This is a genomic window from Nocardia seriolae NBRC 15557 (assembly GCF_007990715.1).
In the GTDB taxonomy this organism is placed as follows: domain Bacteria; phylum Actinomycetota; class Actinomycetes; order Mycobacteriales; family Mycobacteriaceae; genus Nocardia; species Nocardia seriolae.
This window is the reverse complement of the sequence record NZ_BJWY01000030.1, coordinates 38,436-58,600: the sequence shown is the minus strand read 5'-3', so window position 1 is coordinate 58,600 and position 20,165 is coordinate 38,436. Positions and strand designations below refer to the sequence as shown.

At 69.4% G+C, this 20,165-nt stretch carries 11 protein-coding genes; 4 read left to right on the top strand and 7 right to left on the bottom strand.

Features of this window, described 5'->3' with window-relative positions:
• Positions 1-179: 179 nt before the first annotated feature.
• Positions 180-875: a carbonic anhydrase gene (locus NS2_RS12285; protein WP_045437387.1), complete on the bottom strand. Its 696-nt coding sequence runs from the start codon at positions 873-875 to the stop codon at positions 180-182.
• Positions 876-1,126: 251 nt separating this feature from the next.
• On the opposite strand from NS2_RS12285, the gene NS2_RS12280 reads away from it, so the two are divergent.
• Genes NS2_RS12280 through NS2_RS12265 form a run of 4 tightly spaced genes read left to right on the top strand, consistent with a single transcriptional unit; the run spans position 1,127 to position 6,333 of the window.
• A complete protein-coding gene (locus NS2_RS12280; RefSeq protein WP_036551592.1) occupies positions 1,127-3,202 on the top strand; it encodes a lipoxygenase family protein in 2,076 nt (691 codons plus the stop codon).
• Between the two features lie 13 nt (positions 3,203-3,215).
• Positions 3,216-4,352, top strand: coding sequence for a YncE family protein (locus NS2_RS12275; RefSeq protein ID WP_052086329.1), 1,137 nt, complete (start codon positions 3,216-3,218; stop codon positions 4,350-4,352).
• A gap of 46 nt (positions 4,353-4,398) precedes the next feature.
• The gene (locus NS2_RS12270) at positions 4,399-5,175 is read left to right on the top strand and encodes an acyl-[acyl-carrier-protein] thioesterase (RefSeq protein WP_045437384.1); all 777 of its coding nucleotides are present in this window, start codon (positions 4,399-4,401) and stop codon (positions 5,173-5,175) included.
• A gap of 9 nt (positions 5,176-5,184) precedes the next feature.
• Positions 5,185-6,333: a YncE family protein gene (locus NS2_RS12265; protein WP_033087634.1), complete on the top strand. Its 1,149-nt coding sequence runs from the start codon at positions 5,185-5,187 to the stop codon at positions 6,331-6,333.
• On the opposite strand, the gene NS2_RS12260 is transcribed toward NS2_RS12265, so the two are convergent.
• From NS2_RS12260 to NS2_RS12235, 6 genes are read right to left on the bottom strand one after another with little or no spacing between them, the layout of a single operon-like run.
• Positions 6,321-7,712, bottom strand: coding sequence for a flavin-containing monooxygenase (locus tag NS2_RS12260; RefSeq protein ID WP_147207167.1), 1,392 nt, complete (start codon positions 7,710-7,712; stop codon positions 6,321-6,323). The two genes, NS2_RS12265 and NS2_RS12260, sit on opposite strands and share 13 nt — an antisense overlap.
• Positions 7,713-7,719: 7 nt before the next feature.
• A complete protein-coding gene (locus NS2_RS12255; protein ID WP_147207166.1) occupies positions 7,720-10,098 on the bottom strand; it encodes a KR domain-containing protein in 2,379 nt (792 codons plus the stop codon).
• Complete coding sequence (locus NS2_RS12250) at positions 10,095-11,495, bottom strand: cytochrome P450 (RefSeq protein ID WP_052086330.1); 1,401 nt, start codon at positions 11,493-11,495, stop codon at positions 10,095-10,097. The genes NS2_RS12255 and NS2_RS12250 overlap by 4 nt, the downstream gene beginning before the upstream one ends.
• 1 nt (position 11,496) lies before the next feature.
• On the bottom strand, positions 11,497-17,466 hold the full coding sequence (locus NS2_RS12245) for an SDR family oxidoreductase (protein ID WP_052086331.1): 5,970 nt from the start codon (positions 17,464-17,466) through the stop codon (positions 11,497-11,499).
• A gap of 9 nt (positions 17,467-17,475) precedes the next feature.
• On the bottom strand, positions 17,476-18,864 hold the full coding sequence (locus NS2_RS12240) for an acyltransferase domain-containing protein (RefSeq protein ID WP_033087637.1): 1,389 nt from the start codon (positions 18,862-18,864) through the stop codon (positions 17,476-17,478).
• Entirely contained in the window at positions 18,861-20,102 is a 1,242-nt protein-coding gene (locus NS2_RS12235) for a lipase family protein (RefSeq protein ID WP_052486642.1), read from the bottom strand. Before NS2_RS12235 ends, NS2_RS12240 begins: the two co-directional genes overlap by 4 nt.
• Between the last annotated feature and the right edge of the window lie 63 nt (positions 20,103-20,165).

Genomic DNA, 20,165 nt, shown 5'->3' with positions numbered 1-20,165 from the left:
GTACTAGTTGCTCCGGACGTGCCGTGGTGACGGTCATCTGGCCTCCTGCGTGCCATTCGGCGGATACCCCGACGGGTCCGATGACCCGGCTTCGGACCCAAACTACTATGCAACATAGTTTTTAGTCGAGTCAGCCGAATGTTTGCTGTGACACTTCGATAGCGCCGAGCGCGAACCGGTCAGGCCGCGGAACAGCGGCAGCCGGACACCAACGGTTCGAGATGGAGGCGCGGATCGGCCGTGTCGCACACGGTTTCGCCGATATCCCCGACCGCACAGTGCACCTGCACGCGGCCGTCGGACAATTTGTAGGTGACACAGGCAATGGCGCAGTCACCCGCCGCGACCCGCGCGGCCACGACCGCCGAGCGCTGGGTCAGCAGGCGGCTGGTCTCGACCACGTGACGGGCCTCCAGCTCGTCCACCCCCGCCAGCCCCTCACGCCGCCCGACCAGGATCGACGGGGCGACTCGCTCGACGACGCTGCGAATGAACCCGCCCGGCACGCCCTGCCCGTCCAGCGCGTCGATGGTCTCGCGCACCGCGCCGCAGCTGTCGTGCCCGAGCACCACGATCAACGGCACGCCCAGGACCTCCACGCCGTATTCGATCGATCCGAGCACCGAGGCGTCGATGACGTGCCCCGCGGTTCGGACCACGAACATGTCGCCGAGCCCCTGATCGAAGATGATCTCCGCCGCCACCCGGGAATCACTGCACCCGAACAGGATCGCGGATGGTTGCTGCCCGGTGACGAGCTTGGCTCGATCGACGGCCCCCTGCCCCGGGTGCCGCAATTCACCCCGGACGAATCGCTCATTTCCAGCACGCAGAAGATCCCATGCTTCAGCGGTTTTCACAGCGTTCACGGCCATTTACCCTCTCGTCGGCGCGCGGCCGAGCCGGGGGCCCGCCCGCTGGTATAACTACTATGTTGCTTAGTTTTTCTTGGAAACACCTGAGGGAATTTCCGTTACACAGATTTTGTGGATAGTGGCGTGATCCACAGTCCCCTGGCGCGCAACCCCGCGATCATTAAGGTTGCTGGAAAGTTGCTGAATTCTTGCCGCGACATGTCCGCCGTATCGGTCGGACAACGGCAAATCGAAATCTCGTCAGGATTGAAATGCATCGCAGACAGTTCTTCAAGGCTTCGGCGGCCGCCGGAGTCTCGGCCATCGGCACCCTTGCCCTTACCGGGGATCCAGCGCTCGCGGCACCGCCACTGGACCTGCCCCTGCCGTTCGGTGACCCGGCGGGACCCGGAACGGCCAATCCGCTACTGCCGCAGTTCGATCCGAACACCGCCGGACGGGCGTCGGAACTCGCTCGGCTACAGGGGAAATACGTGTGGTCCGAGGACGCCAATTACGTGCACGGTGTTCCGATGGCGGCCTCGCTGTCCATCGAGGACAATCCGACCCTCGAATGGTTCACGATGGTGATCGACGGGCAGTATCCGGTGATCTCCAATATCGCGATCGCGCTGAGCAAGCATTTCAACAGCCTTGCCGGAGATATGCTGCAACCCCTGGTGGATCAGTTGTCCGGTCTCAAGACCACGGTCGACAAGGTGCTCGGCGTCGTGGCGCCCTTCCTGCGGAGCCCGACCGCGCAACCGGTGGACCCGGCCGCGCGCGGGGGCGAATATCTCCTCGTCGAAACCATCCAGGCCACGCTGCGCACGCTCGACCAGATTCGCGACGATCTGTTCAAGACGATGCGGAAGATGTTCGACAGCCCCGGGCTCGGCAACTTCGGCACGGTGGACGGCGTGGAGCGGTATCGGCAGCTGTACGCCACCATGCCGGTGCCCGCGATCGCCGACAACTTCCGGGACGACCTGGTTTTCGCGCGCATGCGGGTGGCCGGGCCGAATCCCATGGTGCTGCGCCAGGTGCGCGGCTCGCTGCCGGGCAATTTCCCGCTCGACGACAAGGGCTACCGATCCGTCATGGGGTCCGGCGACAGCCTCGGCGGCGCGATCGCGCAGGGCCGACTGTATTTGGTCGATTACGCCGAATTGGGTCCGGCGGCGTCGGAATCGGCCACCTACAAGCTGCTGACCGGACCGGGCTACAACACCGCGCCGATGGCGGCCTTCGCGGTCCCCGCCGGTGGCGGGGAATTGCGGCCGGTGGCGATTCAATGCGGCCAGGATCCGTCGAAACACGTGATGTTCCTGCGCCCGGGACCCGGTGACACCGACCGCTATTGGGGCTGGCAGATGGCGAAGACCGTGGTTCAGACCGCGGATTTCAATCACCACGAACTTTTCTCGCATCTGGCGCGAACGCACCTGGTATCCGAGGCGTTCTGCGTGGCCACCCGCCGGCACCTGGCCGTCAATCATCCGCTGAGCGTTCTGCTGACACCGCATTTCGAGGGATCGCTGTATATCAACCAATTCGCGACCTACCTCATCCTGGCGCCGGAGACGACCGGTGACCTGATTTTCGCGTCGCTGCTCGAGGACACCATTTCCACCGCCGGACAGGCGCGTTTGGGCTGGGACTTCTACGAGAACATGCCGGCGCGAGAATTCGCGCAGCGCGGCGTCGACGACACGCACCTGCAATACCCGTACCGCGACGACGCCCTGCTCATCTGGGACGCCATTCACGGCTGGGCCGACGAGTACGTGCGTACCTATTACGGCTCTGACGATGACGTGCGCGGCGATTTCGAACTCGTCGCGTGGGCCGACGAGATCGCCCAGGTCGGAAAGGTCAAGGGTTTCAAGCGAATCGACACCGTCGATCAATTGGTCGAGGTCGTGACGATGATCGTGTTCACCGCCAGCGCCCAGCACGCCGCCGTGAACTTCCCGCAGAAGGATCTGATGGAGTTCGTGCCGTTCTACAGCGGGCTGACATCGGCCCCCGCGCCGACCACCCTCACCGGGCTGGCCGAGCCGGACTGGATTCGCATGCTGCCCCAGCTGCTGACCTCGATGGCCCAGCTGTATGTGCTGGACACGCTGGGCAGCCTGCACTACCGCCCGCTCGGCGACTACCGCAACAACACCTTCCCCTTCGCGAATGCGATCAACGATCCCCGGATCGTCGGCCCCGGCGGGCCCCTGGACCGGTTCCGGGCGGCGCTGAGCCGGGCCGAGGACACCATCGGCGCGCGCAACACCCAGCGCGAGCCCTACACCTACCTGCTGCCCAGCGGCATTCCGACCAGCACCAACTTCTAGGAGCGGTAAATACATGAAAACCCTTGGTCGTCTCGGCATCTCGTCGCTGCTGACGTTGTGCGTCGTATCCGGGACCGCGCAGGCCGCGCCGACGGCCGACCCGGCGCAGCCGCAAGGCCCGGCGGGCGAGCTGTATCTGCCCGAGGTGCAGAGCGATACCGTCGCCGTGATCGACACCGCCACCAACACCATCAAGGAGCGGATCCCGACCGGACCGGCCACCAAGCCGGGCGTGCTGGCCGCGACCCCGGACGGCAAGAAGATCTACGTCGACAATTTCGGCTTCCAGCCGCCCAGCGTCACCGTCATCGACCGGCCGTCCAACACCACCAAATCGATTCCGGTGCAGAGCCCGCCGCTGGGCATCTTCACCTCCAACGACGGCAAGGAGATCTTCCTGCCCGAGGTGGGCTTCGTGATCGAGGTGCTCGACGTCGCGACCGACACCATCGTGCGGCGCTTCCCCTACCCGGATCTGGCGGCCGGACGCCATCCCGAGATTCCGGCCGGCGCGATCCAGGGGCCGGACGGACTGCTCTACGTCGGGTTCATGCAGAGCGGCATGATCGAGGCGATCGACCCGATCAGCGGCAAGGTGGTGCGCCCGCCGCTGATCGTCGGCGGCTTCGGCACCTTCTGGTACAGCTTCAGCAAGGACGGGTCGAAACTGTATGCCAATTCGATCAATACGATCAGCGTCATCGACCTGAAGGACTGGCGGGTCACCAAGCTGCTGCACACCAGCGAGGACAGCCAGTACCGGTTGAGCAATCCCGGGGCGTTCGTCTCCACGCTGAACCCGGACGGCACCAAGTTGTACGTCACGGTGTTCGGCGGCAAGGACGTGCTGGTGGTGGACACCGCGAAAGACGAAGTGATCGGCCGCATTCCGACCACGGGCGCGTCGACCTCGGTCATGTTCAGCGCGGACGGCACCCGCGGCTACATCACCGACATGGGCCCGTCGTCCAACGCCTACCCCGGCCCGATCCTGGATCCGGTCCTGTTCGGCAACCTGGTGACCGCCGGTGTGGGGCTCACCCCGGGTCAGGTGATCGTCTTCGATCCGCGCACAGATCAGATTGTCGGAGACCCGATTCCGACCAATGTCGGCCCGGGCGTCCCGGTGTGGCTGCCGCCCATGACGTAGCGGCTACTCGTTCGAGACCATCCCCCATCGCACAGAGAGAGGTCAGATGACGAGCATCCCCGGTGTCCTGCCGGATCCCCCCTTCCAGGACGCGGGCTACGCGACCGACTGGCCGGTCCGCGCGGGCGACGTGGACCGCAACGGCCGACTGCGCCTGGACGGCATCGCCCGCTACCTGCAGGACATCGCCTGGGAGGACCTGAACGTGAGCGGCTTCGTCGACACCGATCCGGCCTGGATCGTGCGGCGGACCGTGATCGACGTGATCCGCCCGATCCGCTGGCCCGACCATGTCTCGCTGCGCCGCTGGTGCTCGGGTGTGTCGACCCGGTGGGCCAGTATGCGGGTCCGGATCGCCAGCGACGCGGGCGGACTCGTGGAGACCGAGGCGTTCTGGATCAATGTCGACGAGCGCAACGGCACCACGGCGCGGATCAGCGACGCGGGTTTCGCGCACCTGGCCGCCACCACCGACGAGCATCGGCTGCGCTGGAAGCCGATGCTCGACCGGACGCCGGGGCCGCAGTCGGGAAACGACCTGCCCTATCCGATCCGGGAGGCGGACATCGACCTGCTGATGCACATGAACAATGCCGCGTATTGGCAGGCCGTCGAACAGTTCCTGCCCGCCCGGCCGGAGCTGCCGATCGCGCCGCATCGCGCGGTCATCGAATACAACGCGCCCCTCACGGCCGATCAGCCGCTGCGCATCCGGCCGGAGGACCGTACGAGCGGGCTGCACCTGTGGTTCCTGACCGGCGAAAGCGTCAGCGCCGCGGCGCAGATCGGCCCGTATCCCCATATCCACGATCCCGTGAAGTGAGTTCCGCTCTTGTCCACACACGTTCGTTCACACGCACCGGGGCCGCTGTGGCGCGCCGCCGTCCTCTTCGCGACCTGTGTCACCACGCTGTTCCTGACTTCGGCCACCGCGCTGGCCAATCCCTCGATCTCGGGATCCACCTCGGGCCCCGGCGGGCCGATCTGGATACCGAACTACGGCACCGGATCGGTGCTGCGCGTCGACCCGGACACGCTGTCGGTCCAGCAGGAGGTGCCCGCGGTCGGCGACCATCCGATGGTGATCAAGGCGCTGCCCGACGGCTCGCGCATGTTCGTCGGCAACTTCGGGCCGGGCAACCCGCTCACCTGGAACGTCTCGGTGATCGATATGCCGAGCGGCCAAGTGGTCAAACGCATTCCGACGCTGGGCGCGCCCTACGCGACCATCATCCTGTCCAAGGACGCCCGCTACCTGTTCGTGCCCACCTCGCTGTCGATGACGCAGGTGATCGACACGCAGACGCTGGAGGTGGTGCGCACGATTCCGGTGCTGTTGCCGCCCGGGCCCGCGCACATCGAGGTGTCCCCCGACGGCTCCTCGATCTACGTGATGGCCGCGACCGGTGTGCTCACCAAGTACGACGCCTACACCGGCGCTGTGCAGGCGCCGCCGCTGTTCCTCAACGGGTCCACGCCCGGCTGGGGCGCGCTGTCCGCGGACGGCAGCACCATCTACACGGTCAACTTCTGGTCCGGCGTCACCATGGTCGACGTGGCCACGTGGACGGTGAAGAAGACCGTGTTCATGGACCTGTGGGCGGAACCGATCTCGGCGACCCTGTCCCCGGACGGCACCCAATTGTGGGTGTGCCTCTACAACTCCGACGAGGTGATCATTCTCGACGCCCGCACCGGTGACGAGATCAACCGCTTCAAGACCGACGGCGCGGCCGTCTACGCGGGCTTCTCCCCCGACGGCAAGACCGCCTATCTGTCGACCGTCTCCGATGGCGCGCCGCTGATCTACTTCAGCCCGCTGGCCGGGTGGTACAAGGCCAAGCAGCAGGCGTGGGATCCGTTCATGGCCAATCTGGCGAATCTGGACACGTCCCTGGTCGCCTACGACACGGCGACGCTGACACCGATCCGGTCGTACACGACCAAGGGCGCGTTCGTGGCGGGCGTCTATCCCGGCTGACGGCGCGGCGGCGCGACCGCGAGCTGTTTCGCGGTCGCGCGCAACCGTTTCCGGTACGACACGTGCTCGACCTGGAGCCAGTGGCGCTCGGAACGGTAGAAGTCGATGCCGCCGTTGAGCTTCGGGCCGAACAGCGGCTTCGCCTTCCGTGCCCGGAACCGCGCGACCCGCTGCGGATCGGTGCGCAGCAGATACAGGTACCTGGCCATGATCCGGGATTGGTAGTCCATGATCGGCCAGGTGCCCGTGGCGGTCTGGAAGTAGCCGATGACGAACAGGTTGTCGTACTCGGGGTGGAAGGCGTGCAGGTGCAGCGCCGGGATCGGGCCGTCGGACCAGTTCAGGTGCTCGCGGCCGATGAAGGGGAATTCGGCCTGCCGGTAGCCGGTCGCGTACACGATGACGTCGATCGGCTCTTCGGTGCCGTCGGTGAAACGCACCCGGTCCCCGCACAATTCGGCGATCTCAGGTTTGACGCCGATCTCGCCATGCCCGAGGTGGTAGAGCAGCGTCGAGTTCATGACGAAATGTTCTTCCAGCAGTTTGTGTTCCGGTCGCGGCAGGCCGTAGCGGACCGGGTCGTCGGCGCTGTTCATCCGCAGCAGCGGTTTGCCCATCGCCCGCACCAGCGGTCTGGGCATGCGGAATTTCAGGATGAACTCGTAGTAGGCGTCGGTGGGGATGCCGAACATGTACTTGGGCCAGATGTAGTTGCCGCGCCGCACACTCAGGACGGTGCGCGCGGCGCTGCGGCAGCTGTCCACGGCGATATCGCAGCCGGAGGTGCCCGCGCCGACCACCAACACCCGTTTGCCGCGCAGCACGTCCGGGCCGCGATAGTCGGCCGAATGCAGGGTGGTCCCGTTGAAGACGCCCGGGAACTCCGGCCGCCGCGGTGACCAGTTGTGGCCGTTGGCGATGACCACTCCCCCGTACCTGCGCACCGACGTGCCCTCGGCGGTGCGGATGCGCACGAGCCACTCCGGGCCGCCGTCGACGCGGTCCATCGACTCCACCGTGCCGCCGAACTCGATATGCTCGCGCACCCCGAAATGCTCGGCGTAGGAACGCAGGTACGCCATGATGTGGCGCTGCCCGAGATAGGTCGGGTAGTCGTCGGGGATCGGGAAGTCGGTGTAGCGGATGAACGGTTTCGAGGTGATCAGGTGCAGCGACGGGTAGGCGGCCCCGTTCGGGCAGTCCGGGTTCCAGGTGCCGCCGATCTCGTCGGCGCGTTCGATGACATCGACCGCGATGCCGTACTCCAGCAGATTCTTCGCCGCGGTCAGCCCCGCGGCACCGGCCCCCACCACGCAGTACCGATCGCTGCGATCGATGGTCGCGGCAGCGGTCCGCGCGGGTTCGAGCAGGGTCCTCACAGTTGAATCATCCTTTCCGGTAACGAATTCCGTGCACGAGCAGCCGTACCCGCCCGTCCGGGGCGTACGCGGTCGAGGTCCGGCCCTCGGCCGTGACCCGGCCGTCGGATCCCGACAGCGGGGCGGCGATCTCGATCGACTCGATGGTCAAGCGGCGCACCGGCTGTGCCGGGGTGCGCCGATATGCCTGCCGCAGCAGGGTTTCGAGCTGGTTCAGCGGCAGCTCCGGCAGCGGTGACGGCACGCCGGGCAGTAGATCACGCGGGCGGTCGGCGTCCACCTCGGCCGATCGGCCGTCGGGCAGCTCCCGCCCCAGGCGGAAGACGTGGCCGTTCCAGTGCAGCCGGTGCACCGGGGCTCCGAGCGAAACCGCCTCGGGATCGGCTGGGGTGGAGGGTGTTTCGACGCCGGGTCGGTCCCCGGCGGTGGCTGCGTACACGAGGGTGGCGAGGGCGACCGGGGTCCCCTCGCGCGTGACCCGCACGCGGACCACCCAGTCCCGGTGCGCGCCCCACCGCCCCTCGGCGGTCGCCCGCAGCCGCACGCCGGTCTCCGGCAGTGCCAGGGCGGACAGGTCCACGTGAATGTCGCGCAGCGCGGACGCCGGGCGCGGGCCGTCGTCGGGTTGCACCCAATCACCCAGCGAGCGGAGGAATTCCAGCAGCAGGCTGAGCGGGATCGCGGGGCGGCCGTCCACCCGGAAGTCGGTGCAGGCGGGAAACCGATCGGTGGTCAGGCGCAGCTCGGTCTCGAGCAGCGCGCCGACGCGGAACCGGATCGGCTCGCCCAGCAGCAGGAGCCGGTTCACCAAGTGGGCGACGCCGGTCAGACCGGTTGTCGGCGGGTAGCCGCGCAGCAGCGACGGCAACAGCGCCTTGCCGAACTCGCCGACCAGCGTGACCTCCCCCACGGTGCCCGCCACGATCTCCCGCTCCCAGTGGCGCAGCCCCTCCTCCACGCCCATGGCCGACATATACGCCAGGGTCGCTTCGTAATTGGTGATGATGCCGAGGCGTTCCCAGGTCGGCCAGCACATGGTGGCCACCGGGACGTCCCGGTCCGGGCTCGCGGCCCACAACCCGATGCGGCTCATGGCGTCATTGGCCGCCCCGTATTCGAGCTGGCCGACCATGCCGCCCCAGCGTCCGGCCAGTGACCCCGCCGTGCTGAAGAAGCGCACCGGCGGTGACTCCGGCAGCGCGGCGAGCAGATTCAGCAGGCCCGTCACCTTCACCCCGGCGGTGCGGCGCACGGACGCGGGGGATTTGACCGGCAGGCGGGCCGGGGCGTCGACGCCCGCGTTGTGCACCACCCCGGCCAGCTGCGGGCCGGCGGCCGCGAGCAGCGCGCGCACCTGGACCGGATCGGTGACATCGCAGCGGTGATAGACGATGTCGAGGCCATCGGCGCGCGCCGCGGCCAGCCCGGCGGCCAGCTGCCTCGCCTCCTGGGCGCGCGCCAGCTCGGTGCGGGCCCGCGTCAGCGAGCGCGAACGGGCGGCCGCGACGAGCACGCGCGCGCGATACTCCCGAAACTCGTTGTCCGCCATCATGATCAAGGGATCGACCGGGTCGGGTTGCGGGCTACGGCCGGTGACGATCACCCGGCAGCGATACCGGTCGGCCAGGCGCCGCGCCAGCGCCCACCCGATCCCCCGGCCACCGCCGGACATCACCACCACGTCACCGGGCCCGAGTTCGATGGCGGGCGCGGGGACCTCGGATCGGTCCGCCGTCAGCGTGTAGCGGCGGCCCGCGTAGTGGCCGATCTCGAAGGGGCCCCAGCGATACAGCTCGCGGCAGACGAGATCGGCCATTGCCGCGCTCAGCGGCAGGACCGCGGCGCGATCGGGCGATTCGGTCGCCGGAAGGTCCAGCACCCGGATGTTGACGGTGTCGAATTCGCGTGGCAGCCCCTTCGCCAGACCGGCCCACAGGCCGCCCAGCGGCTGCCCCCGTCCGGGGTCCGCGTACCCGTGCCTGCCGTCCATGCGGGTCACGGCCAGGTAGAACAGGCGGCGGCAATCGCCTTCCGCGCGCCAGTCGTCGTAGGTCTGCCGCAACAACCCGATCGTCTGCAACAGCGGCGATTCCCAGTCGCCCGGATCCGAAAGATCGAAGGGCCGTTCGTAATTCAGGTCCACGATGCCGTCCAGCGGCCCGGTCGATCGGTAGAACTCGGCGACGTCACCGCCCTCGTGCGGCGGGGCCAGCCGGGCGGGCGAGGCCCCGGCCCCGCGCAGGACCGCCAGCATCCGCGCCGCCGATTCGCCGCTGCCGCCCACCACCGCGATGCGGCGGCCCAGCAGGCCGATGCTGGGTTCCGGCGGCAGCGCCGCGACCTCTACCGGCCGCCAGACGAACCGGTGTACCGGCTGCACCGTCATGAGTGCCTCGGGACGATGCGCAGGGGCAGGCCGCCGACGGGGCGCAGGGACACCGCCGTCCGCAATGCGGGGTCACCGGGTCCGGCGGGGTGGATCGTGAACCGGGACACCAGCATCGCCAGGGTGAGCCGCATCTGGGTGGTGGCCATCGCCTCGCCCACGCATTTGCGCTGACCGCCGCCGAACGGGAAGTAGGTGTACCGGGGCCGATTTCGCTTGGCGGTCTCGGTGAAACGCTCCGGATCGAACCGCTCCGGCGTCACCCAGTAGTCCGGATGCCGGTGTGTCACATAGGGACTGAGGAACACGCATTCGCCTGCGGGAACGTGCCAGCCGCCGAGTTCGTCGGCGGCCCGGCTCGCGCGGGGATAGACCCAGATCGGCGGGTGCAGGCGCAGGGATTCTTCGACCGCCATCCCCGTGTAGGTCAGCTGCGGCAGGTCGGCCGCCACCGGCGCGCGGCCGCCGAACACCCGATCGGCTTCCTCTCGCATCCGCTCCTGTGCCACCGGCGCGTGCGCCAATTCGTGTAGCGCCCAGGCCAATCCGGTGCCGGTCGTCTCGTGGCCCGCCATGAAGACGGTCATCAGCTCATCGCGCACGTCCGCGTCGGTGAGCGCCGGGCCGTCCGGCGACTCGGCGGCGGTCAGCAGCAGGGTGATCAGGTCCGGCCGCCCGGCCCCCGCACCGGTGCGGTGCGCGGCGACGGCCCGGCCGAGCACGGCGTACAGGTCGGCGCGGGCGCGGGCGATGTGCAGATTCGACGGGAAGGGCACCCACGGGGGCAGCAGTTCGGGCACAGTGCCGCGGAACACCATGGCCTCGACCGCCGTCTCCATGGCCGCGCCGACCCGTCGGCGGTCGCCGTCGAGATCGGCGTCGAACATGATCCGGCCCAACGCGCCCAGGGTGATTCGCATCATGGCGGGCAGCACGTCGCCGGTGTATCCGCTGCGGCCGTGCCGCTCCCAGCGGTCGAGCACGACGGCGGTCGCGGACGCCATGGTATCGACCATGCCCTCGACGGCGCTGCGATGGAACAGCGGGTTGACCGTGCGGCGGCGCTCACGCCAGGCGTCGCCGTCGGTGGTGAGCAGCCCGTCGCCCATGAAGAGCCGGAAGCGCTCGTAGCCGGGGCCGCGGACGTAGTTGGCGTTGTTGTCCTGCAGCACATGCTTGATGGCGTCCGGGTGGAACGCCAGGGTGGCCGTCAGCAGGCCGAGCGGGAGCCGGACGGTATCGCCGTAATCGCGGCGCAGCCGCGCGAACAGGCCCGCGGCATCGGTGCGCAGCGCGGCCACGTGCCGCGGAATGCGTTGTGCGCCAAGCGGTCCCGGCGGCAACCGGTGCGAGGTCGGGGCGACGGTGCGCGAAGTCGGGGTGACGATGGCGGCCATATCACTCGGCCCCTTTCAGATAACCGGTGGTGATCCAGTGCAAACCTTTGAGCGCCAGGATGATTCGCCCGTCCGGGCGCACCGCCGCGAACAGGCTCTCCGGGGCCGACTGCCCCGGCGCGTCGTCGGGCCCGGGCACGATGGCGTACAACTCGATCGGCCCGTCCCGGGCCACGAGCGTGTCATTGGTGTGCTCGTACAGATCCAGCCGATCGATGCGCAGCGGGGCCGCGATCGGCACGCCCCGCTCGTCACCGGCGGACAGCACACCGGTGCGCAGCAGGCCGTCGAGCAGCAGGACGGGAACACGGAATCGGGAGAACACCGGGTCACCCGGGGAAAGCCGCGGCACGTAAGTCGACCGCTTGCCCAGTGGATGCAGCGCGGTACCGGTGGTGGATTCGAAGACGCCGGTCAGCAGCACCGGAGCACCCTCCCGGTGGTAGGGATCGGCCACCAGCCGCACCGCCGCCGGATGCCACGGCGTCCAGGCCGGGGCCGCGGGCAGGGTCGCCGCCAGCAGGACGGTCGCGCTGAAATGCCGCCGATCACGCACCAGCACGACGCCATTGGGGGCGATCACATCCCCGGTCACCTCGACACCCACCCGTACCTGGCCGAGGTCTGCGCGCTCCTCCAGGACCTCGGCCCGAATCCGCACGGGCACCGGCCGATTCGCGGCCACCTTGAGAAAATGATGGAAGGTCAGGTCCTCCAGGGCGAAAGCCCGGAGCCCGGGGACCAGGGCGCGCGCCGCCTCCAGCGCCAGCTCCGCCACGAACGCGCCCGGCAGGGTCGGCACCCCGCGCACCGTGTGGCCGGTCAAGTACGCGTCACGGTGCAGGTCGAACGTGCGCTCGTGCACCTCCCACCGGCGGCCGTCGACCTCCCCGCGGGCCACGCGGCGATCGAGATAGAACGGGCGCGGGGACGGACCCAGGAAGCCGGGCAGCAGCGCGTCCACCGCGCCGTACTCGGCCCAGCCCAGGTGCGCCACATAGGGAGTGCGCCGCGCCGACCGCAGCTGACGCAGGAAGTGCCGCGCGCCCTCGGCGGTCGGCATGTTCGAATACTGGCCACTCTGCTCGAAGTAGGACTTCGTCAACTCGTCCGCGCCCAAGCCGATATCGCCCCACAGGGTCCACCCGATGGTGAACTCGTCGCGGCCCGCGCCCGCCGCCGACAGCGCGGCGGTACCCAGGAAATCATTGGCCGACGCGTAATCCACCTCGCCGATCTGGCCGGTGACCCCGAGCAGCGAACCGAAGTTGCACCAGCGGCGCGGCGGCCGGTCCGCCAGCGCGGCGGCGAGATTCGTGTAGCCCAGCAGTTTGATGTCGCGAATGCGGCGGAACTCGCCGAAATCCTTGTCCGCGATCCGCGCGGACCGGTTCAGCCCCGCCGCATTGATCAACAGGTCGATCCGGTCCGCGCCGGCGTGGACGCGCGCCACCGCCCGCGCGACCGCCGCCGGGTCGGTGACATCGCAGACCAGGTATTCGACGGCGGCCGCACCGGCCTCCCGCATGCGCCGCAGGTTTCGTATCGTGTTGCGCGCGTTCGCCATTCGATCGAACTCGGCGCTCAGCTCGCGCGGCGTCGCCACCGGGTCCGCGGCGCGCCGCACGCGCAGGTATTCCCTTCTCGCGGCGGCGAACGCGGCATCCTCGAGCTCCAGATACCGGCCGGGCACCGCGCTCGGATCGCCGCTGCCGAGCACGTGGATCCGACCGGCGGTCTCGCGGGCCAGCGCCACCAGCAGTTCCGCGGTGATGCCCCGCCCGCCGCCGACCGCGACGATCACCGAATTCCGGTCCAGTGGTGCGTCTTCCGCGGAATCGTCGGCCAGGGCCGTCAGCGTCGCACGGTATCGGACGCCACCGGCGTAATAGGCGACGGGCATCGACCGTTCGAGCATCGACTCCGCCCGCACGAGCGCGCTGCCCGCCGCGCAACCGTCATCGGTGACCAGGGCGAAGGTGGCGCTGCCGGGCCATTCCAGCGCGGCGACCTTGATCGCCCCGGTGAACAGGCCCGCATACGGGGCGGGCGTCGTGTCGTCCAGCGCGTGGAGCAGCAGGGTCACCGTGGACGATCCGGATTCGGCCAGCACCCCCGACAGCCGCCGGGCCGCCAGGAACCACAGATCGTGCAGTGCGCGCAGGGCATCGGTGCGTTCGGCGCACACGTCCCCGGACAGATCGGCGATCAGGCGCAGATGCCGGACCTGCGCCCCATACTGGCAGTGATCCAGCAGTTCGCCGAACCGCTCCGGCGTGATCTCGGGCAGATACCGTACCCCCGGACCGGGACGCACGGACAACACGACGGTCCCCTCCGGCACCGAGATACCCTCCAACACAACGGGATCCTCGACCAGCAGCAAGGTCGGCTCGCCGGACAGGAATTCGATCGGCGCACGCACCGCCACCCCCGGCTCCGGCGCCAAGCCCCACACGTGCGGGTCCACGAGAGTCCCACCGGCCGTACCGCTTCCGGTGCGCGCGAGGATTCCCGCAGCCGCATCGCCACCGGTGCGCGCGGCGGCGGTCAGGCGCGAGGCGTCGGCGTTCGCGACGGCACGGTGCTCGGTGGACCCGGCCCCGCCGACGTCTCCCCTTGCCGTGTCGGGGACCTCGGAGGTCCCCGTGCCGCGACCGTCGCCCCGCAGGAAGCGCGACCCGGCTGGTCCGGTGACGCGGATCGCGGCGTCCGGCGCGCCCGCACCGCCCCGGCAGATCACCACCGCCGTGCCGTCCGGCGCGATGGTGCGCAGGGCCGCGTCGATGGCGAAAGCGCCTTCGCCGCCGAGGAAGTTCGGGCGGCCGCCGTCGTGCGCGCCGCATTCGAAATCGGCCGGGAGGTCAGGGGTGACGGATTCCAGGTAGCCGAGTATCGGGAGCCCGGCCGCGGCGGCGGTCTCCTCGGCAGTGAGCGCCAGCAGGAACGCGCCCTCCGCGATGCGGGTCCCGGCGGGCAGCAGGTCGCCCAGCAGTGCCCGCTGTTCCGCGGTCGCATTGCCATTGATGCCGCCTGCCAGGGCCATGCGCAGTTCGCCGGTGCGCAGGTATCCGGCGGCCACGTCGATCGCGCTCGAGGTGGCGGTGAAGCCGGTGTCGACGGTCATGTTCAGGCCATTGAGGCCGAAGTAGTTCGCGACCCGCGCGGGAATGACGTTGGGCATCATGCCCGGGAAGGTGTTCTCGGTCGACGGCGGCACCAGCGCCCGGACCTCCGCGGCGATTTCGTCCAGTACGTCCGCGAGCCAGGGTTCGCGGACCGCGTCGGTGCGCAAGGCTTCGGTGATGTCGTCCAGATAGCAGCGGGTCGCGTAGTGCAGCGCATTTCGGGTGGAGCCGAAATGTCCCAGTATGACGCCGGTTTCGGCCTGCTGGGCAGTCCAGAAGTCACCGAGATCGGTGCGGATGGTGCGGGCGCAGTCGAGGATCATCAACTGGCAGCGATCGATCGCGCGCATGAGGCCCGGTGGCAGTTTGACTTCCGCGAGGGTCGGCAGCGGATATCGGTCACCGAAGGTGGTCTCGGGGGCGACCGCTGCCGACCACTCGCGTGCGCCGGACGCACCGGGCAGGCGGGAAGCCGCCGCTACCACCGCGATCCGGCCCGAAGGCGTGGTCGGGCCCAATGACGGTGTGGACAGGCGAGCCGGGACCGCGTCCGCCACGGCCCGCGGCGGCTCTTCGATCACGAGATGGGCGTTGGTGCCGCCGAATCCGAAGCCGGACACCGCCGCGACGCGTGGCCGCTGTCCGCCCGCGGGCCAGCGCACCGCGGTCTTCGGGATCTCCAGATTGCTCGCGTCGATCATGAATTCGGCCGGGGCGCGGTCGAATCGGTGCTGTGGAGGGATCAGCTCGTGCTCGAAGCCGAGCAGTACCTGGATGATCGACGACGTGCCCGCCGCCCACCCGGTGTGACCGATGACCGACTTGTTCGAGGTCACCCGCACCGGCTCGGAGCCGGTCATGGTGGCGCGCAGGGTGGCGAATTCGGCGGCGTCACCGGCGGGGGTGCCGGTCGCGTGCGCGACCACCCAGTCCGGAATCACCCCGGTCATGCGCGGACTCGCCTGCGCGCGCCGCACCGCCAGCTCCTGACCGGCGGCGCTGGGCGCGTAGACGGCCTTGCCCTTGCCGTCGGAGGACGCGCCGAAAGCCTTGACCACACCGAGGATTCGATCGCCGTCAGCGCGCGCCCGGCGCAGCGTCTTGAGCACCACGGTGGCCGCGCCGTCGGAGAACAGCACGCCGTCACCGGTCTCGTCGAAGCTGCGCACCGCGCCCCGCTCCGACAGTCCGTTCAGCTTCGCGAACAGCACCGAACCGCGCGGGCCGACCGCGAACGCGCCACCGCACACCGCGATGTCGTAGCGGCCCTCGGCCAAGCCCTTGATGCCGAGATCCACGGCGTACAGCGAGGACGAGCAGGCGGTGTCGACCATCAGCAGCTCGGTGTCCCCCGGCAGTACGCCCGCCATCGCGGCCGCACCGACCTGATGCGGGAACACCCGGTCCGGATCGATCGCGCTGCGCGGATACCGGGCCCGCAACCGCGATTCCAGCACGGCCATCCGACGCTCGAGATCTTCGGTGCCGCTGCGCCGCAACACTTCCCGCGCCCTCTGCAGCACACCCGCGACCACCGTGGCCTCCTCGGCGTGCTGGTTACCGTCGGCGGTGTAGCCGACCAGGAAACCGCAGCGATCCGACGGCCGCCGGGTCACCGAATCCATCGCCTGCAAGACCGAATTGCGCAGCCACAGGGTGGTGGATTCGACCTCGGCACCGGACTTCCCGGCGGCTTCCAGCTCCGCGGCCAGGGCCGGGTGCGGGCTGAAATCGGTGATGAAGGCCGAATATTCGGAATACGACTTGTCCTCGGCCGACCGGTCCGGCGAGTGGAAGGCGGTGTTGTCCCAGCGATCCGGCGGGACCGTTTCGAAGCGCTGGTCACCGTCGAGCAGCGCGCGCCAGAACTCCTGCGGGTCATTGGCACCGGACACCGTGATGCCCATGCCGACGATCGCGATGGCATCTTCCGGATACTCGTCAGCGGCAAGAGCTTCCGACACCGGCGCAACAGCTTCCGGCGACGGTGCATCGACTTGCACGGGCGGCGAACCGGATTCCGACCGCTGCGCGGCGACTTCCACGGGCGAGGTGTCCGCGAGCGGCGGCGACAGCAGTGCCGCGCCGGTGGACAGGCCACCGTCGGCCAGCAGCACCTGCCCGGTGACCCAGGCGGCGTCCGGCGAGGCCAGGAAGGCGACGATGGCGGCGAATTCCTCGGGCGTGCCGAGCCGGTGCAGCGGCGTGGCGGCGACGGTCGACGCCCGCATTGCCTCGGCGCGCGGAAACTGTTCCACCACCGGGCTTTCCAGCATGCCGGCGGCGGCCGTGTTCACCCGGATACCGAATCCGGCATATTCGACGGCGAGATAGCGGGTCAGCGCCTCGACCGCGGCCTTGGCCGGGCCGCAGGCCAGGTAGTCGGCCATCACGAAGCGGCCACCGCCGAGGGTCGAGACGTTCACGATCGCCGCGCCGGGACGTCCCCGCATCAAGGGCAGGGCCAGGCGCGAACAGCCCAGCGCGCCCTTGAGATTCGTGTCGATGGCGCGATCGATCATCGCCTCGTCGACGTCGTCGAAGGCGGCGAGGCGACCGTCGGCGGCGCTGTTGACCAGAATGTCGAGCGCCCCGAATTCACTCGTGATCTCGGCGAACATCCGTTCCCGCTGGGCGGCGTTCGCCACCGAGGCCCGAATGATGTGGGCCCGGCCGCCCGCGGCCTCGATCTCGGCCTTGGTGGCCCGCGCCGCGGCGGGCGAGCGGAAATGGTTGATCAGGACCAGCGCGCCATCGGCGGCCAGCCGCACGGCGATCGCCCGCCCCACATTCCGCGCGCCGCCGGTGACCAGCGCGATCTTCCCGTCCAGCTGAGCTGTCATCACGCGGACCTACGCACTCACGATCAGGTCGGCGATGCGGCCGAGCGTATTGTGTTCGGCGATCTTGAAATCGGCGGGCAGCGGGCCGAGCCCGTAGCGCTCGCCCACCCGGCGCAGCAGTTCGGTCTGCTTCACCGAGTCGACGCCCAGTTCCGCCTCCAGATCGGTGTCCGGCTCGAAGACCTCCGGCGGGTATTCCAGGGCGTCGGCGTACAGCACCACCAATTGCCCGAAAAGCTGTTCGCCGGAATTGAATTCGACGGCCCGGGGTCGCTCCGCGACGGACTCCGCGGCATCGGCCGCCGCCGGTGCGGCGGGCTCAGCCGGTGGTTCCGCACCTCTCGCGTCGGCCTCGGCCAGGGCGGCCGACACCTCGTCGATCACCAGACGGGCGATGCGCTCCACACGCGAATCACGCAGTCGCACCGGCGCACTCCGCTCGGCGGTCGGCGCGGCGAGGGTCTCGGGAATGCGCGCGCCCGGTACGAGCAGCGGCACCGTCACCACGTCCGCGCCGAGCACCCGGCCGGTGATACGCGAGAGCGCGTCGAGCGCACCGCATTCGACGAAGACCTCGACACCGGCGGTACGCAGCTCACGCAGCGCGGTCGCGAAGCGGACCCGCCGCGTCAGATGACCGGCCAGCGCGACCGCCAGCTTGTCGGTGTCGCGATACGCGCGACCCAGGATCGGCGAGTAGACCTCCACGGACAGCCGGGCCTGCGCGAGATCCCTGGTGCGGAACCCGAACTCGATGAGGGCCTCGCGCAGCAGGGGACTGTGGAACGGGTACGGCGAATGCAGCGGCACCGCGCCGATCCCGAGCGCCGTCGCGACCGCCTGCGCGGTGTCGATCGCGGCGCACGGGCCCGCGACGACCGTCTGCCCGTCGTGGTTCTCCACCGCCACCACGGCATCGGGATCGCCGATCAGTCGCAGGATCCGCTCGGATCGGACCAGGTCCGCGCCGAGCGCCAGCTGATAGCCGTCCACGGCCGGCACCGACCGCAGCGCGGCCGAGCGGTGGCAGACGATCTCCGCTCCGGCGGCGGTGGAGTACGCGCCCGCGCAGACCAGCGCGGCGATCTCACCGAAACTGTGGCCCACCAGCACATCCGGGCGCGGTCCCCGGGCGAGCAGCATCCGGTACGCGGCCACCGACGCGGCGTAGATGGCCGCCTGCAACAGGTCCGGATCCGATTCCAGGAGTTCGTCGATGGCCGGGGCGTCCGGTGCGCACAGCAGCTCCGACACGGTCCCACCGGCGAGACGCCGTGTCACCGCGTCGATGTCGCGCAACACCTCCCGGACCTCGGGCCGGTCCGCGACCTCGGCCAGCGCGCCCGGGGCGTACGCGCCCTGCCCGGGAAACAGTGCGGCGCTGCGTACTTCCGTCATCGGTTCTCCTCCCGGCTGTCGAGCCGACTTGCCAGCCAGTCGATGGCGGGTCCCGCCGCCACGGCATTGGATGTGATGTGCTCGGCGCCGGGCACTTTCACGTAGGTGAGGTCGACGCCGCGGGCGCGATAGTCGGCCGCGAGTCGGTCATTGTCCTCGGGCAGCGCCACCTCGTCACCGGATCCGACGGCCAGATACAGGGGCGCGTTCGGGGTGCCCAGCGCGCCCGCGCGCAGTGTCGAGACCACCGCGGCCACCTGCGGGTCAGCCAGCGGCCAGCGACCGCCGACGGTCATGTCCCGGCCGTCGGCGAAGGCGTAGCGGGCCATGAGCTCCGCATTGCACATTTCACCGACCTGACGGCCCAGATCGGGATCGACGAACATCTGCGGCAGTTTCAGTTCCGGGTACGCGCGCGCCAGCCCGAAGGCCGAGACGAGATCGATGCCCGCGAACAGGCTTTCGTTCATCCGCCATCCCGAGTTGGTGATATCGGCGGGCAAGCCGATGGCGACGGTGCCGGCCAGGTTCAGTTCCGGCGCATAGGCCGCCGCCAGCTCGGCCGCGAATTCGGTGCCGCGCGCGCCGCCGGAGTAGCCGAACATGCCCACCGGCGTCGCCGCCGAGAGTCCCGCCGGGGCGAAGTTCAGCGCGGCGCGGATGCCGTCCAAGGTATTGCGGCCCTCGACATAGGCTGCCGTGAACTGGTTTTCGGGTCCCAGGTAGTCGGGCACCACCACCGTGTAGCCGCGATCGAGCAGGAAGGCCAGATCGATGATCTCGGTGATCATGCCGGTGGACGCCAGATATCCTGCGCCCGCGCGCAATTGGTAGGAGGGATTGCATCGCGAATCCAGTGCGTCGATCCACGGATCGAAGGCCACCAGGCGATCGGTCCGGGCGCCGCCGACCGGTTTCAGGATTGTCGCGACCGTCGTCCACGGCCGCCCCTGCGAGTCCTGGCTCGCGTACTTCACCTGCCACGATTCCAGCGCGGTCCGCGCCGGAACGTCGCGCACCACAACGGGCCTGCTGTCCACGACTTCGCCCATGGCCAGGCCCGCCGCCGACGGTGGCTGGGCGTAGAACGAGTCCGCGGCGGGTACCGGCGGCACCGCCGCGGCGTCCGGCGGGGCCGAATTGCCCACGGCCGCAACGGCTTGCCCGGCGACCACCGCCGCGATGACGACCAGCGCGGAGCACAGTCGCGACGCGGTGGGCGGTTGGATTCGAATCATGGTTCCACTCTCGGGTTCATCTCGGAGAACACCCGTGGCCGGCCCGCCCGATGGTGCGGGCCG